This window comes from Arthrobacter sp. UYEF21, from assembly GCF_040546085.1.
Classification (GTDB): Bacteria; Actinomycetota; Actinomycetes; order Actinomycetales; family Micrococcaceae; genus Arthrobacter.
In genome coordinates, this window is the sequence record NZ_JBEPNF010000011.1 from 1 (window position 1) to 12,922 (window position 12,922).

At 64.7% G+C, this 12,922-nt stretch carries 17 protein-coding genes and 1 pseudogene; 7 read left to right on the forward strand and 11 right to left on the reverse strand.

The window, feature by feature from the left end; translation table 11 throughout:
- On the reverse strand, positions 1 to 2,247 hold a 2,247-nt coding region (locus tag ABIB27_RS12155; RefSeq protein ID WP_354253928.1), incomplete at its 3' end, for a transglycosylase domain-containing protein.
- 212 nt (positions 2,248 to 2,459) lie between these two features.
- Between ABIB27_RS12155 and ABIB27_RS12160 the strand changes: the two genes are divergently transcribed.
- Positions 2,460 to 3,098, forward strand: coding sequence for a PadR family transcriptional regulator (locus ABIB27_RS12160; RefSeq protein ID WP_354217821.1), 639 nt, complete (start codon positions 2,460 to 2,462; stop codon positions 3,096 to 3,098).
- Positions 3,099 to 3,424: 326 nt separating this feature from the next.
- Here ABIB27_RS12160 and ABIB27_RS12165 read toward each other — a convergent pair.
- Positions 3,425 to 4,031 (reverse strand): annotated as a pseudogene (locus ABIB27_RS12165) (ammonium transporter); the annotation flags it as partial.
- Between the two features lie 458 nt (positions 4,032 to 4,489).
- Between ABIB27_RS12165 and ABIB27_RS12170 the strand changes: the two are divergent.
- Positions 4,490 to 4,888, forward strand: coding sequence for a hypothetical protein (locus tag ABIB27_RS12170; protein ID WP_354253929.1), 399 nt, complete (start codon positions 4,490 to 4,492; stop codon positions 4,886 to 4,888).
- Positions 4,889 to 5,006: 118 nt separating this feature from the next.
- On the opposite strand, the gene ABIB27_RS12175 is transcribed toward ABIB27_RS12170, so the two are convergent.
- From ABIB27_RS12175 to ABIB27_RS12195, 5 genes are read right to left on the reverse strand one after another with little or no spacing between them, the layout of a single operon-like run.
- Positions 5,007 to 5,348 (reverse strand): DUF202 domain-containing protein, encoded by a 342-nt coding sequence (locus ABIB27_RS12175; protein ID WP_354217823.1) that lies wholly within the window; start codon positions 5,346 to 5,348, stop codon positions 5,007 to 5,009.
- A 4-nt stretch (positions 5,349 to 5,352) separates the two neighbouring features.
- Positions 5,353 to 5,769: a YidH family protein gene (locus tag ABIB27_RS12180; protein ID WP_354217824.1), complete on the reverse strand. Its 417-nt coding sequence runs from the start codon at positions 5,767 to 5,769 to the stop codon at positions 5,353 to 5,355.
- A gap of 30 nt (positions 5,770 to 5,799) precedes the next feature.
- Complete coding sequence (locus ABIB27_RS12185; protein ID WP_354217825.1) at positions 5,800 to 6,159, reverse strand: YnfA family protein; 360 nt, start codon at positions 6,157 to 6,159, stop codon at positions 5,800 to 5,802.
- A gap of 7 nt (positions 6,160 to 6,166) precedes the next feature.
- Complete coding sequence (locus ABIB27_RS12190; RefSeq protein ID WP_354217826.1) at positions 6,167 to 6,373, reverse strand: copper chaperone; 207 nt, start codon at positions 6,371 to 6,373, stop codon at positions 6,167 to 6,169.
- A gap of 11 nt (positions 6,374 to 6,384) precedes the next feature.
- Positions 6,385 to 6,654, reverse strand: coding sequence for a hypothetical protein (locus ABIB27_RS12195; RefSeq protein ID WP_354217859.1), 270 nt, complete (start codon positions 6,652 to 6,654; stop codon positions 6,385 to 6,387).
- Here ABIB27_RS12195 and ABIB27_RS12200 point away from each other — a divergent pair.
- On the forward strand, positions 6,611 to 6,736 hold the full coding sequence (locus ABIB27_RS12200; RefSeq protein ID WP_354217863.1) for a hypothetical protein: 126 nt from the start codon (positions 6,611 to 6,613) through the stop codon (positions 6,734 to 6,736). The two genes, ABIB27_RS12195 and ABIB27_RS12200, sit on opposite strands and share 44 nt — an antisense overlap.
- Before the next feature lie 86 nt (positions 6,737 to 6,822).
- On the opposite strand, the gene ABIB27_RS12205 is transcribed toward ABIB27_RS12200, so the two are convergent.
- Positions 6,823 to 7,185 carry a DUF1326 domain-containing protein gene (locus tag ABIB27_RS12205; RefSeq protein WP_354217827.1) on the reverse strand — a complete coding sequence of 121 codons (363 nt, stop codon included), beginning with the start codon at positions 7,183 to 7,185 and terminating at the stop codon, positions 6,823 to 6,825.
- A 26-nt stretch (positions 7,186 to 7,211) separates the two neighbouring features.
- On the opposite strand from ABIB27_RS12205, the gene ABIB27_RS19460 reads away from it, so the two are divergent.
- The 3 genes from ABIB27_RS19460 to ABIB27_RS12225 all read left to right on the forward strand — a co-directional run bounded on the left by ABIB27_RS19460 (position 7,212) and on the right by ABIB27_RS12225 (position 10,368).
- Positions 7,212 to 7,922, forward strand: a complete 711-nt coding sequence (locus tag ABIB27_RS19460; protein ID WP_502909205.1) for a DUF1326 domain-containing protein — start codon at positions 7,212 to 7,214, stop codon at positions 7,920 to 7,922.
- Between the two features lie 147 nt (positions 7,923 to 8,069).
- The gene (locus tag ABIB27_RS12220; protein ID WP_354217829.1) at positions 8,070 to 9,167 is read left to right on the forward strand and encodes a ferredoxin reductase; all 1,098 of its coding nucleotides are present in this window, start codon (positions 8,070 to 8,072) and stop codon (positions 9,165 to 9,167) included.
- A 13-nt stretch (positions 9,168 to 9,180) separates the two neighbouring features.
- Positions 9,181 to 10,368 (forward strand): fatty acid desaturase family protein, encoded by a 1,188-nt coding sequence (locus tag ABIB27_RS12225; protein ID WP_354217830.1) that lies wholly within the window; start codon positions 9,181 to 9,183, stop codon positions 10,366 to 10,368.
- Between the two features lie 76 nt (positions 10,369 to 10,444).
- On the opposite strand, the gene ABIB27_RS12230 is transcribed toward ABIB27_RS12225, so the two are convergent.
- The 3 genes from ABIB27_RS12230 to ABIB27_RS12240 all read right to left on the reverse strand — a co-directional run bounded on the left by ABIB27_RS12230 (position 10,445) and on the right by ABIB27_RS12240 (position 11,925).
- The gene (locus ABIB27_RS12230; protein ID WP_354253930.1) at positions 10,445 to 11,281 is read right to left on the reverse strand and encodes an alpha/beta fold hydrolase; all 837 of its coding nucleotides are present in this window, start codon (positions 11,279 to 11,281) and stop codon (positions 10,445 to 10,447) included.
- Positions 11,282 to 11,384: 103 nt separating this feature from the next.
- Positions 11,385 to 11,582, reverse strand: coding sequence for a hypothetical protein (locus tag ABIB27_RS12235; protein WP_354217832.1), 198 nt, complete (start codon positions 11,580 to 11,582; stop codon positions 11,385 to 11,387).
- Positions 11,583 to 11,769: 187 nt separating this feature from the next.
- Entirely contained in the window at positions 11,770 to 11,925 is a 156-nt protein-coding gene (locus ABIB27_RS12240) for a hypothetical protein (RefSeq protein ID WP_354253931.1), read from the reverse strand.
- Positions 11,926 to 11,987: 62 nt separating this feature from the next.
- Between ABIB27_RS12240 and ABIB27_RS12245 the strand changes: the two genes are divergently transcribed.
- Positions 11,988 to 12,752 carry a lytic transglycosylase domain-containing protein gene (locus ABIB27_RS12245; protein ID WP_354217834.1) on the forward strand — a complete coding sequence of 255 codons (765 nt, stop codon included), beginning with the start codon at positions 11,988 to 11,990 and terminating at the stop codon, positions 12,750 to 12,752.
- Positions 12,753 to 12,922 lie beyond the last annotated feature (170 nt).

The following is a 12,922-nucleotide window of genomic DNA, read 5'->3' on the forward strand; positions in this document are numbered from 1 at the left end:
CGCGGGGGCCGGTGCTGGGGCGGGCGCCGGTGCTGGGGCGGGTGCCGGCGCAGGCGCGGGGGCCGGTGCTGGGGCGGGCGCGGGGGCCGGTGCCGGCGGGCCGGTCATCGAGGCCGGTGGCGGCGGGAACGGATCAGCTGGATAGAGCGGGGCCGCCTGCAGCATGTAGTTGACCCACTGCGGCCCGGCAATCATCCACCCATCGAGCCCGGCGTAGAACTGGCCGTTGATGGTGACGTTCTGGCCGGCGCGGTTCTGCCCATCCAAGGCGTCACCGAAGAAAGACGCCGTAGCCAGTCCCGAGGTGTAGCCAACCACCCACGTAGAGCCGTTGTTATTCGAGGTGCCGGTCTTGGCGGCAACCGGCATCTTCGTATGGATCTTGGGATTGATCCACACCCCCGACCCGACTTTCAGGACGTCCTGGAGCACCGAGTTAACCCCGCGGGCAACCTCCGGTTTGACGACGTTGCGGCAGTCACTGGTCTGCGCTGGAAGTTTCGCGCCGGTTAGGTCCGTGATCTCCTGCAGCGCGATGGGGACGCAGTATCTGCCGTCACTGGCGAACGTCGCGAAAGCATTGGCCAGGTGAACCGGCGCCACACCGACAGCCCCCAGCAGATTACCCAGCTGGTGCATGTTGATCTGGGCACCGTCCAGGCCGCTGTGCAGCCCCACGGCATCCACCATTTTCTGGATTCCGCAGAAATCGAGCTGGGCTGCGGTGGCGAACGTGGCGGTGTTGATAGAGTTATACAGCCCGTAGTTGATGGGCATCGGGCGGTAGAAACCCTCCTCGGCGTTTTGCAGGTCATCGGTGGCGCCGAGTTCAGGATTTTTCTGTGCCGTGCTGTAGGCGCCCAGCACCTTGCCGCAGCTGGAGCGCCACGGGAAGCCCACGGGATATACCCGCCGGGAGGCGTCCACCACTGCCGTTAGCGACTTGCCCTCATTCAGCCACTCGGCGAACGTGAAGGGCTTCATGGTGGAGCCGGGCTGGAAACCGCCCGCCCCATTCAGATCGTTGCCCTGCGCATCGCGGGAATCCACGTTGAAGTTCAGCTGTGAATTGAATTTCCCCTCGGCCGGCAGGAACACCGTGTTCTGCGCCATGGCCAGGATCTTCCCTGTGCCCGGCTGGACTGAAACCAGCGCCGCACCCCAGTGGTCGGGATTCGGCCCGGCGGTGGCATCCACCTGGGCCTGGGCAGCCGCCTGCAGCCTGCTGTCGAGCGTCGTAACGATGTTTAGCCCGCCCCGGTAGAGCTTGCGCTCCCGTTCCGCCGGACCGGCGCCGAAGGCCGGGTTGTTCAGGATCAGGTGCGAAATGTAGTCGCAGAAGTACGGCGCCATGGTGGCGTTGGCGCAGCCTTGTTTTGCGGGACTGAGTTTGACTTCTGTTGGTGTTGCTACAGCGGCGTCGTGGTCCGCCGGCTGGATTTTGCCCTGCTCGAGCATCTTGTCCAGCACCTGGTTCCGGCGGCTGAGGGCCTGTTCCGGGTTCACCGCAGGATTGTAGAAACTGGGGCTTTTGACCAGCCCGGCGAGCATGGCAGCCTGGGGCAGGGTGAGGTCCTTGGCCGTGGTGCTGAAGAAATACCGGGCAGCGGCCTCGACGCCGTATGCCTCCCGGTTGAAGAACACGATGTTGAGGTAGCCCTCGAGGATCTGCTCCTTGGTGAACTTCTTCTCCAGCGCAATGGCTAGCTTCATTTCGCGGAGCTTGTCCCCAATGCTCTTCTGTCCGCTGAGGACCACCTCGTTGCTCTTGCCCTGGAACAGGTAAGACTCGTTGATCACGTTCGTGACGTACTGCTGGGTCAGCGTAGAGGCGCCCTGCTGCCCCTGCTGGGTCAGGTTGAAAACCGCAGCCCGGAGAATTCCCTGCGGGTCAACCCCCGGGTGCTCATAGAAACGGCTGTCCTCGATGGCCACGATGGCATCACGAACAGATGGGGACATCTGGGCGAGGGGGATCTTGACCCGGTTCTCCACGTAGAACGTGGCGATCGGCTGGCCATCCGCGGTGAGGACTTTGGTGGATTGCGACGGCGGCAGAACCATCAGTTCGGACGGCAGCTTCTCGAAGAAGTTGATGGAGTTGCTGACGCCGAGTCCGGCCGCTGCGACGGCCGGGACCACCAGGCTCGCGGCCAGGACGCCGCACATGGCACTCGTCACAAAGAATCCGATGACCAGGCCCAGGGTGGCGGCCAAACGGTGCTTGCGTTTCCTGCGGTGCGTCATTTTTCAGCCTCAAGCTCGCGACGTGTGAACAGGATACGCCGCAGCGACTGCTGCATCCAGATGCACGGATGAAATGATGCCAAGCCGCAATATTGCGTGCCGAATGATCTTCCTGGGCTATTGTCAGCCGATAGTTATCGATATATCGTTAACTATCGCTGATTGGTTCACAGGAAGACAATTCAACAACCGTATGAAGGGACGATGCCACCATGCAAGGCATACAGGACGAGTGGTTTTTGGAACCCCCGTTTGGCCGGGGCAGGTTTGAGCGCGGCAGGGGCCGGCGTGGGCCGCACGGTCACCGCGGGGGCGGTTTCGGGCCGGGGTTTGGGCCGCGCGGCGGTTTTGGTCCGGGTTTTGGTCCCGGGACCGGGTTGGGCGGAGGGTTTGGTCCCGGCTTCGGGCCGGGGTCCCGGCGGGCCAGCAGGGGAGATGTCAGGTGGGCCATCCTGTCGCTCCTGGCTGAGACGCCATCGAATGGTTACGGCCTGATCAAGACCATCGCGGAGAAGACTTCGGGTGCCTGGCGGCCCAGCCCGGGGTCCGTATATCCGACGCTCCAGCAACTGGTGGACGAGGACCTCATTACGCCGCTCAGCGATGGAAGGCGGACGGACTTCACGCTTACCGACGCCGGGAAGGCCTATGTGTCCGAGCATGCGGAGGAACTGCAGAACGCGTGGAACAGCGATGCTGAAGGATCGGGGCCGGCATTTCACCAGAGCGTGGGAAAGCTGATGGGCGTGATTCATCAGTTCCGCAGTGCCGCCACCGAAGAGCAGCGCAATGCTGCGGTGGAGAAGCTCGACGAAACCCGCCGGGCGCTCTACCGGATCCTGGCCGACTGACCAGGATCCGGCGTCGCGATTTGTCCCGGGGATCCTGAGGGTCTCCGGGGCGTCCCGGTGGGGACTAGTTTGCCCGTTCCCCCGCTCCCCTGCGCGTGGTGAACGGCAGGACGAGCCGGGACTGGTGGGCCGCGTCACGGTAGATCTTGTGCGTGACGGGGCGGCCCACCGGCAGGTGGAAGGCGTCTGGCGGCAGCAGGGCGTTGTGCTCGTCGGTACGTGGACCAGGTTAAGCCAAGCGGCCACGTCAGGGCCCTGCGGGCGTTCCTGGACGAGCTTCTTCAGCTCCTCGGGGCCGTACTTTTCGATCATCCGGGACTTCACGCCGTGTTGATCCAGATCAGGCCGGCCTGCCCCGCGGTGGTGGCGGCTCCGCCGTTGAAGCCGAACCAGCCGAACCACAGGATCGCTGCCCCGAGCATGATGAAGGGGACGTTGTGCGGGCGGTGGCTGGGGTCTTTGGCGGAACCGTGACGCTGGCCCACCACCAGGGCGAGTGCCAGGGCCGCAGTACCCGAACTGATTTCCACCACCGCGCCGCCGGCAAAGTCGATGACCTGGCCGAAGATGCCGGTCATGGCCCCGCCGGCGCTCATGAGCCCGCCGCCCCAGATCATGTAGGCGAGGGGGCAGTAGACCAGGGTGACCCAGACCGGGACGAACAAGGCCCAGGCGCTGAACTTGGCGCGGTCCGCAATGGCGCCGCTGATCATGGCCACTGAAGCCGGCCTTGATCAGATCGGGGGAGCCCCTGAAAATGCCCAGGACGCCCTCGCCGGTGGTCATGGAGCAACCCCACAGGACCCGGACAACACCCACGATGCCGGCGGAGATGAAGCTCATCATGTTCAGGGCTGCCTTGGACAGCGTCATGCCGCCGTAGAAAAGGCCGAGCCCCGGAGTCATGAGCAGCACCATTGCCGCCGCGATCATCAGCCAGACATGTTGCGCAGTGATTTAAACCTGCGGGTCCCTTCCGATAGCGCCTGAAAAACGGGACTCAATACCTGGCCCGCGCAATCCCCCGGCTCAATAGTCGGGGCCCGGTGTTTCCACCTGTGCCTCCACACGTTGCGTGCACGTTACGTACCGCGCCCCTAAATGAAGATCGCGTGACCCGCATGTTTCAGGCAGGTAAACCGGGGCCGCGAAACGGTGATACCCGGATGCGGCAACCAGCTGCATTTCCTGGACGTGACCAGCGGCTCACCACCGCGGCCGTTTCACGGAGTTCGTGCTCCTCCGCGACCAGCGCCTCTATGTGGCCCAAAATGTCCTGATCGTTCAAGGCTTCTCCTCTGTTCGGCAGCCGGTCCACTCAGGCTAATGATGCACCCCGGAAGTGACCAGAGCCGCAAGATCCGGGCCCAACCACCGGTACCATCATTTCCATGCCCACCGCGCTTGAAATGGCAGGTCCCATCCTGGAGATGCTGACCTGGCTGTGCCTGCCTGCCGGGCTTGGCCTGCTCTTCTACTCCGGCATCCTGCGCCGTTTTGTGCACCCGTGGTCGGTTGCGGAGGCGGTGGTCTATGCGGACGAGACCGGAACCGGGTTCCGCTGGTTCGACCGCAAATTCCGGGTCCAGCATGCGCCCATGTCCCCGCACGACATCAAGGACCTCGCCGTCGGTGACACCTTGCCGATTTACTACCATCCCAAGCGACCCACCCAGTGGCAGACCGCAACCCCGGACGCGGTGGGGAGCACCGCCGTCGTGCTTGGCCGGGTCCTGACCGGAATCGGCGCCGCGGCGCTAATCGCCGGGTTTCTGCTGCCGATGTTCTGAATACTCCTCAGGAACAGTGCCAGCCAGTTGGACCGTGGTCCTCACCGCCGCCGCTCCTGCTCGTTGCCACGGCCGTGGCACTGCGCGGCCCTTTCAAGAGAACCCGGCTGTCTAACGGCTAAGCGGTGAGGACCACCACGATCCCCAGGCCGCCCAAGGCAACCCCTGCGAAAGCGGTCCAGAGCACCGCGGAGGTATCGGCGTCGACATTTCCCCGGGCGATGCCGTGCGAACTGGCGCTGTAGCGGCGGCGCTGGGTGAGGTAGATGGCCGCCGCGGCGGCGGAGGACACCGCGAACAGCAGTAGGATGGGCATGCCGTGGTGGGGGAGCCATCGCAGGAAGATGGCGCTGACAGTCACGAGCGCCAGCATGGTCCGGCCCCACGCCAGCGTGGTCCGTTCGGGCTGGAGCCCGGGGTCCCCATGGGGCGCGGCGTCCGGCAACCGGGTGCGGACCACGGGGCTAGCGCGAGAGGATAAAAACGAGGACGACGGCGGCGGCCAGCGCCCCTGCGCCGGCCAGCAGCGGCACGATGAGCGGCAGCGGGAGCGGGGTTTTATTGCGCATGCTCCGTTCGACGCGGATCCAGCGCCCTGCGGCGCCCGCGCTCAGCAGCATGCCCAGGAGCAGGAGCAGCACCGCCAAACTCTTGCGGACAGGTTCCAGGAACAGGTCCGAGGTGAATGCTTCGATGGCGATGCCGCCGGCCAGCAGTGCCAGCGCGGTGCGGATCCAGGCCAGGAAAGTGCGTTCGTTGGCCAGCGTGAAGCGGGGGTCAGGCTCGGTGCCGCCGGGCAGGAGCCGTTCGGCAATCCTTCCGCGCGACGGCGGGGGCGACGGCGGCACGGGCTCGCCGGGCGGTGGCTGGTTGCTGGACACGGGGACAGTTTAGCCGCTGGCCGAGGCCGCTCAGCCGGCGGTCCGGGGCGCAAACACGATCACGGCCACGCCCAGAAGGCAGATGACGGAACCGGCAATGTCCCACCGGTCCGGCCGGAAGCCGTCAAAGATCATCCCCCAGGCCAGCGAACCGGCCACAAACACCCCGCCGTAGGCCGCCAGGATCCGACCGAAATGGGCGTCTGGCTGCAGCGTGGCCACAAAACCGTAGAGGCCCAGCGCAATGACGCCAAGCCCTGCCCACCACCAGTCCTTGCCCTCGCGGACGGCCTGCCACACCAGCCAGGCGCCGCCGATTTCGGCCACCGCAGCCAGGACGAACAGCAGAGCCGTTTTGGCGATGGAGACCGTTTCAGCGGGAATATTCACAGGATTATCATGCCAGCCGGGAACGCATGCGGTTTTGCCGGGGTGGGGCGGCCATCCACAGAATGTCCATCAGGCCCACGGCGACGAGGACCAGCATTAGGGACCAACAACAACCCACGCAATAGCCACCGTGCCAGAAGCCGGCCCTGGCATCACGCAGCGGACCTCGGAAGTTGCAGACGTGGATGGCCATCGGTGAGCGGCAGTGGCTCAATCACCGATTCTTCAGCGGCGTGAACTGATAGGCCGCCGCCAGGGCGAGGACCACGCCGTCAATCCATACGGGAGCGGTACCCGACTGCCCGCCGAGCGCCGAAAATACCCAGAACGACGCGAAGGCAACACGTCCGTAGGCCGCCCACCCAGCAGGTAACCTGCTACCAGCAAGGCGACCCGCCCTTCCTTCGCCGCACCGAACGGGCGCGGACGGAGCCGCCCGTGCGCATACGCCGTGGACACGGGCGCGCCCGACGGCAGCATCATGGCCGCCATCATCAACACCCAAATGCCCGGAAACGCACCGACATCGGCCGGCATCGCGATCATTCCCATGCCAGCCGGCATGCCCGCCGCATAGGCCACGACAAACGCCCACGCGAGGACGGAAGCAGCGGGAGGACGGACCAGCCGGCAGCGGTGCTACGCCGCCCAGGCGAAGTCTCTTTAATGGCCATTCTTGCCGGCATTGTCGAACGACCAGCCGTAGTCCGGGTCGCTGAAGGTTCCAATGCTGCTCTGCGCGATCGGAAGATCGGGGCCCATCGGATGGAAAATATGCTGGAGCCTCATGACCGCATCGGACCCGGTGGCGCGGATGCCTGTCACCTCGAAGTCCATGATGCCCGGCACTGTGACCCGGCGGGTGTCGTGGTGGGTTTCAAAGGTGATGGGAACGAATGTCACGCCCAGCTGCTCCGAGATGAGCCCCGCCAGCATGGCCGGCGGCCCACCCAGCGCCCCGGAGTGGATGCCGCCCAACGCCTGGCGCTGGCCGTCGTCGGCCGGTTCGTCAAGGTAGACGGCCACCCGCCATCAGCCGGAACCCATGATGGCTGGCGAGGGAACTAACAGGCGAATATCTCGAAAACTGCAATTGCGATGTCCTCTGCCCGTGCGTTACGTCCTCGTTGCAGGGACCGGCGGACAATGAGCGGTGCTACATCCCACTTGCCATGCACATCACCACCGGCTACAACTACGGCGTCCGGCTGGACGATCTCGGCGCCATTCTTGTACAGGCCATGGTGACCACTCTGGTTTCATTGATGAACCTATACGGAGTCCGACGGCGTGCCCTCCCCGAAAGCCCACCGCCATCGTGTGATGGAGCCCGAGTTTTGCGGGACGGCCTTCAATGGGCTGACTCTGGCGAACCTGGATTTCCGCCAATATGTCGCGGTACCTACGTCCGCCATTTTAGTCTTTCGCTGGTGAAAAGGACCCGCCTGCGGCGGATCCGGGGCAAATTCCGGTGGGTGATCGGCTGTGGGGGGACTATTATTTGGGGACCGGGCAAACTTCCTATTCCTGCCCTGCCCCGTAGCCAGAGAGGCGCCCCCATGTCCGAGAAGCTCCATCTCACGCCGGAAGACGAATTCCCGGACGATCTCTCTTCCCTCCCCGACCAGGAACTGCAGGTTCTGGATAGCCAAGTGCAGCGCCAGCTGGACTACGAGTACGTGGCCGAGGGCGAACCGAATCCGGAGACCGAGTTCAGGCACCATGACATCGATGAGGAATTCGACGAACGCGATGGCCGCTGATCCGGAACCATCCACTTGCCGCAGCCGTTAGGCTTATAGCGGGCATTGGGGCTTCAATCGCCCCTTAGTACAGCATGACGTCTACAGTGTGACTGCGGAAGGGTCAGGAGAGAGAAATATGGCTCGCGCCGCGATAGGTACAACTGCATGATCCGGTTACGACAGCTGGCCCAAGCGGCCTCCGTCTTGACGACGCCCCTAACGCCGGAAGATATTCTGGCGCTGTTCAACCCGGTCTTCTCGGCCCGCCAGCTGCGCGGTGTAGTGACCCGGGTGGTCCAGGAGACAGCTCAGTCCGCCACCATCTTTTTCCGCCCCGGACGCGGTTGGCATTCGCACTTGGCCGGCCAGTGGGCGCGCATCGGCGTCGAGCTGGACGGCGTCCGCCACTGGCGCTCGTACTCCCTGAGTGCCCCCGCCGGCAAGGATCCCGCCATCACGGTCACCGACGTCGGCGCGGTTTCCGGAACCCTGGTGCGCACCACCAAACCTGGCGACGTCCTGTTCCTTGCACCCCCGCAGGGTGACTTCGTCCTGCCGGAGCACCCGCGGCCGCTCCTGATGGTCACCGCGGGAAGCGGCATCACTCCGGTGATGTCCATGATCCGCACGCTTGTCCCGCGCCGCCCGGATGCCGACGTCGTGCTTGTCCACTCAGCCCGCACACCCGGCGACAGCCTCTTCCGTGAGGAACTAGCCGAGCTGGCCGACCAGTTCCCCAACTTCAGGCTGGCCCACTGGTACACCGGCGAGCAGGGCCGGATGGACCTGACCAACACGGCGGAACTTGATGAGATCTGCCCGGACTGGAAGGAACGCGCCGCGTACGCCTGCGGGCCGGACAGTTTCCTGGACGACGCCGAAGCGCTGTGGAAGCAGGCCTCGCTCACGGCAGGAGCCCCCGGCTCGGACGTCGCGATCAACGGCGAGGCCGGCAACCTGATGATCGAACGGTTCAACACCACCTTCGCCGGGGGTGTGGGGCACGACGGCGGCCTTGTCACCTTTGAGGCGTCGGACCGGGAAGTTGACGCCGACGGTGATACGCCGCTGCTCGACGTCGGCGAAGACGCCGGCGTGCTGATGCCCAGCGGATGCCGGATGGGAATCTGCCATAGTTGCCTGACCCCGCTCCTGGCCGGACAAGTCCGTGATCTTCGTACCAACGAGATCCACGGCGAGCCCGGCCAATTAATCCAAACGTGTGTCTCGGCAGCCGCCGGACCCGTCAACCTCGAACTCTGAGGAGCCTCACCGCATGTCAGTAGTTTCAGAAAAAAAGACAGTTTCAGAAGGCAAGACCGCCCCGGCCGGGGCGCCAAGGACGCGCCCCGGAGCGCTGGCCGAGTCCGGCAGTCCTTCGGTGCGCCCTCCCACCGCGGCGCACCTTTCCGACGAACAGGTAGCTGAGCTGGGGCGGGAGCTCGACGCGATCCGCGACGATATCCTCGCCAAGCGCGGCGCCACCGACGCCGCCTACATCCGGCGCATGATCAAGATCCAGCGCGGCCTGGAGATTTCCGGCCGCGCCGCACTCCTGGTCAGCAAGAACAAGGCAGCATGGGTCACCGGCACCACCCTGCTGAGCCTGGCCAAGATCCTGGAAAACATGGAGATCGGGCACAACGTCCTACACGGCCAGTGGGACTGGATGCGGGACCCGGACATCCACTCCACCACCTGGGAATGGGACTTCGTCACCCCTTCGCGCTCCTGGCAGCACACCCACAACGACCTCCACCACCGCTGGACTAACGTGGTGGGCAAGGACAACGACGTCGGATACAACCTCCTCCGCATGGACGAGAGCCAGCCGTGGGTCCCCATGAACCTGGGCAACCCGCTGTACAACGCCATCCTGGCGCCCCTTTTCGAGTGGGGCATCGCCATCTACGACCTCGAGCTCAACGATTTCAAAGAGGGCAAGAAGTCCAAGGAAGCACTGCTCAAGGACCTCAAGTCGCTGGGCAAGAAGGTGGTCACCCAGTTCACCAAGGACTACGCGGCCACTCCCGCCGTCGCCATGCTCACCGGTTCCGGCAAGCAGGCCCTCTACGGCACGCTGACGGCCAACGCCGTCCGCAACGTCTGGGCGCACGCGGTCATCTTCTGCGGCCACTTCCCGGAAGGCACGGACACCTTTACCGAGGAAATGGTGGAAGGCGAAACCCGCGGCGACTGGTACGTCCGCCAGATGATCGGTTCCGCCAACATCTCCGGGTCCAAGTTCATGCACCTGATGACCGGCAACCTCTCGCACCAGATCGAGCACCATCTTTTCCCGGACCTGCCGTCCAACCGGTACGCCGAGGTTGCCCCGCTGGTCCGTGAGATCTGCCAGCGGTACGGACTGAAGTACACCACTGGTCCGCTGCTGAAACAGGTCGGATCAACCTGGGGCAAGATTTTCAGGCTGGCGTTGCCGGGCAAGGCCGCGAAGGCCTGACCTAACAGCTAAACAACGAAAGCGGATGGGCCAGGCGAAATGCCTGGCCCATCCGCTTTTTGGGCTTTCTGCTGCTCTACTTCGCGAGGAAGGCGAGCAGGGCGGCATTGACCTCCGCGGCGTGCGTCCAGAGCATGCCGTGCGGGGCGCCGTCGATCTCTACGTAGTCAGCGCTGGGGAGCGCCTTGGCGAAGCGCCGGCCCGTCGCGTCGATGGGCAGTATGTTGTCCGCTGTGCCGTGCACGATCAGGGCCGGGACATCGATCTTGGGAATGTCGGCGCGGAAGTCGGTCAGCCAGGTGGGCTGCGCGGCCACGGAGGCGGTGGAACCCGACCCGGCAGCCAGGTTCCAGCTCGCGTTCACGGCTTCCTGGCTGAGGCGTGGCGTGCCCAGGAACGTGTCCGAGTTGTAGAAGTTCTTGAAGAACTCGGTGAAGAATGCGTACCGGTCCGCGGTGACAGCTTTGGTGAGGCCGTCAAAGACTTCCTGCGGAACGCCGTCCGGGTTGTCGTCAGTCTTCAGCAGGAACGGCTCCAGGGATCCGAGGAAAACGGCCCTTGCGACGCGCGCCGAACCGTAGGTGCCCAGGTACCTGGCCACCTCGCCCGTTCCCATGGAGAAGCCCACCAGTACGGCCTCGTTCAGGTCCAGGGTTTCCACCAGGGTGTTGAGGTCGGCGGCGAACGTGTCGTAGTCGTAGCCTTCGGGGGTCTTGGTGGATTTTCCGAACCCGCGGCGGTCGTAGGTAATGACGCGGTAGCCAGCCTCCCGGAGGGCGGTTGTTTGCTTTTCCCAAGAGGAACCGTCCAGCGGGTAGCCGTGGATCAGGACCACAGGCTGGCCGCTGCCGTGGTCTTCGTAGTAGAGCTCAATATCGGTGCTGTTCTCGGTTCCAACGGTGACGAATGCCATCTCGGCGGTCCTTTCGAGGGTTCGGAATCAGGTTCAGGGCAGAACGCGCAGAGCCGCGCCCGGCATTCCCTACTCTAGGCCCGCTGCGGGTCCAAGGATGTGGCTACTGGGAGGGCCGGGGCAGTTCGCACCCAATCTTCGGATTAACGCCCATGTAGTTCAGCGGCCCGGCGACGATGGTGACCGCCACGGTGCCCGCCTCGGCGCAAGTTCCGGGGGCGCCACCGAAGTAGCCGCGCTGCCAGGCAGCGACGCCTCCGATGATCAGCCAGATGACAATCAGTGCTCCGAGAAACTTCATGGTGCCTCCTAGCGCCGTGGCCGTCTGTGCAGTCAATTATGCGCCGTTACGGCCGAACGCTCTCTCGCATACCGCAGAAAAACCAAACGCTCTCTCACTTTTGACGCTGATACGCCGACGCCCGTACCTCGGGTGATGGCGACTGCGGGAGGTGAGAGAGCGTTTGGGGTGGGGGAGGGTGGCGGGGCTAGCCGCGAGGGCCGAAGCCGCCGCCTCCGCCGCCGGGGCCCTGGGCTGCGGTGTATTCGCCGGCCGTCACCGTGCCCACCTGATCAGCCGCTGCAGCAGTGCCGCCGGTTACCTTCAGTTCGCCGCCAACGTCCAGGGCCCCGTTGCGGGGCATTCACCTGCTGATTCACGGGGAAGCGTCCATCCTGGCGGGCTTCGGTCGATAGGATCAAACCCGTGACTTACTCGCGTGACCTTAAACTCCGTTTGAAACGGCTCCTCGTTTTCTGCGTGTTTGCGATTTGCGTGATCACCGCGGTGTCATTCTGGGCACTGCGACAGCCCGGCGCGGGCGAGGCTCTTCCTCCTCCACGGTCGGAGGCGAAACTCGAAGCGATCTCAACCGGCATTGCCCCGGCCGTGAACATCACTCGGAACGCGGACGCCCAGTGGCTCCTACAGGCTGCCGCCCAGACCGGTATTCCTGCCCGTGCGCTTCGGGCTTACGTGGCTGCGGCCGGCGCGGCCAACTATTCCGCCCCCGGCTGTGGGATCGGCTGGAATACGGTGGCGGCGATCGGTTTTGTTGAGTCCGCCCACGGAGCTTACGGCGGTGGAAGCCTGACTCCCGCGGGGCAGGCCAGCGGACCAATTGTTGGCCCGAGCCTCGACGGCAACGGATTTGCCGCTATCGCTGATACGGACGCCGGCGCTTTGGATGGCGACGCCCGCTGGGACCGCGCGGTCGGACCCATGCAGTTCATTCCCTCCACCTGGAAGCTTGCGGGACAGGACGGGAACGGTGACGGAAAAGCGGACCCCTTCAATATCGACGACGCCGCCCTGAGTGCGGCCGGGTACTTATGCGCCCATGGCCGTGACCTCACTACCGCGAACGGCTGGACCGGGGCCATCTACTCCTACAACCAGTCCGATGCCTACGTGGGCCAGGTGCGCGACCGGGCAACTTCCTACGCTGAGAAGACGGGCACCGCCGGATAGGACAACGGGGCTGAGGCACCTCGCGCGGTACGAAGAATAGCCCTCGCCGCGGTGGTCGCGTTCGTGAAGGGCTACGAGGAGCTGGCACTCACCCGCACCTACGGGGAGCAGTACCTCGACTACCGGCGCAACGTCCCGGGGTGGTGGCCGAGACTCACGCCATGGCGGCC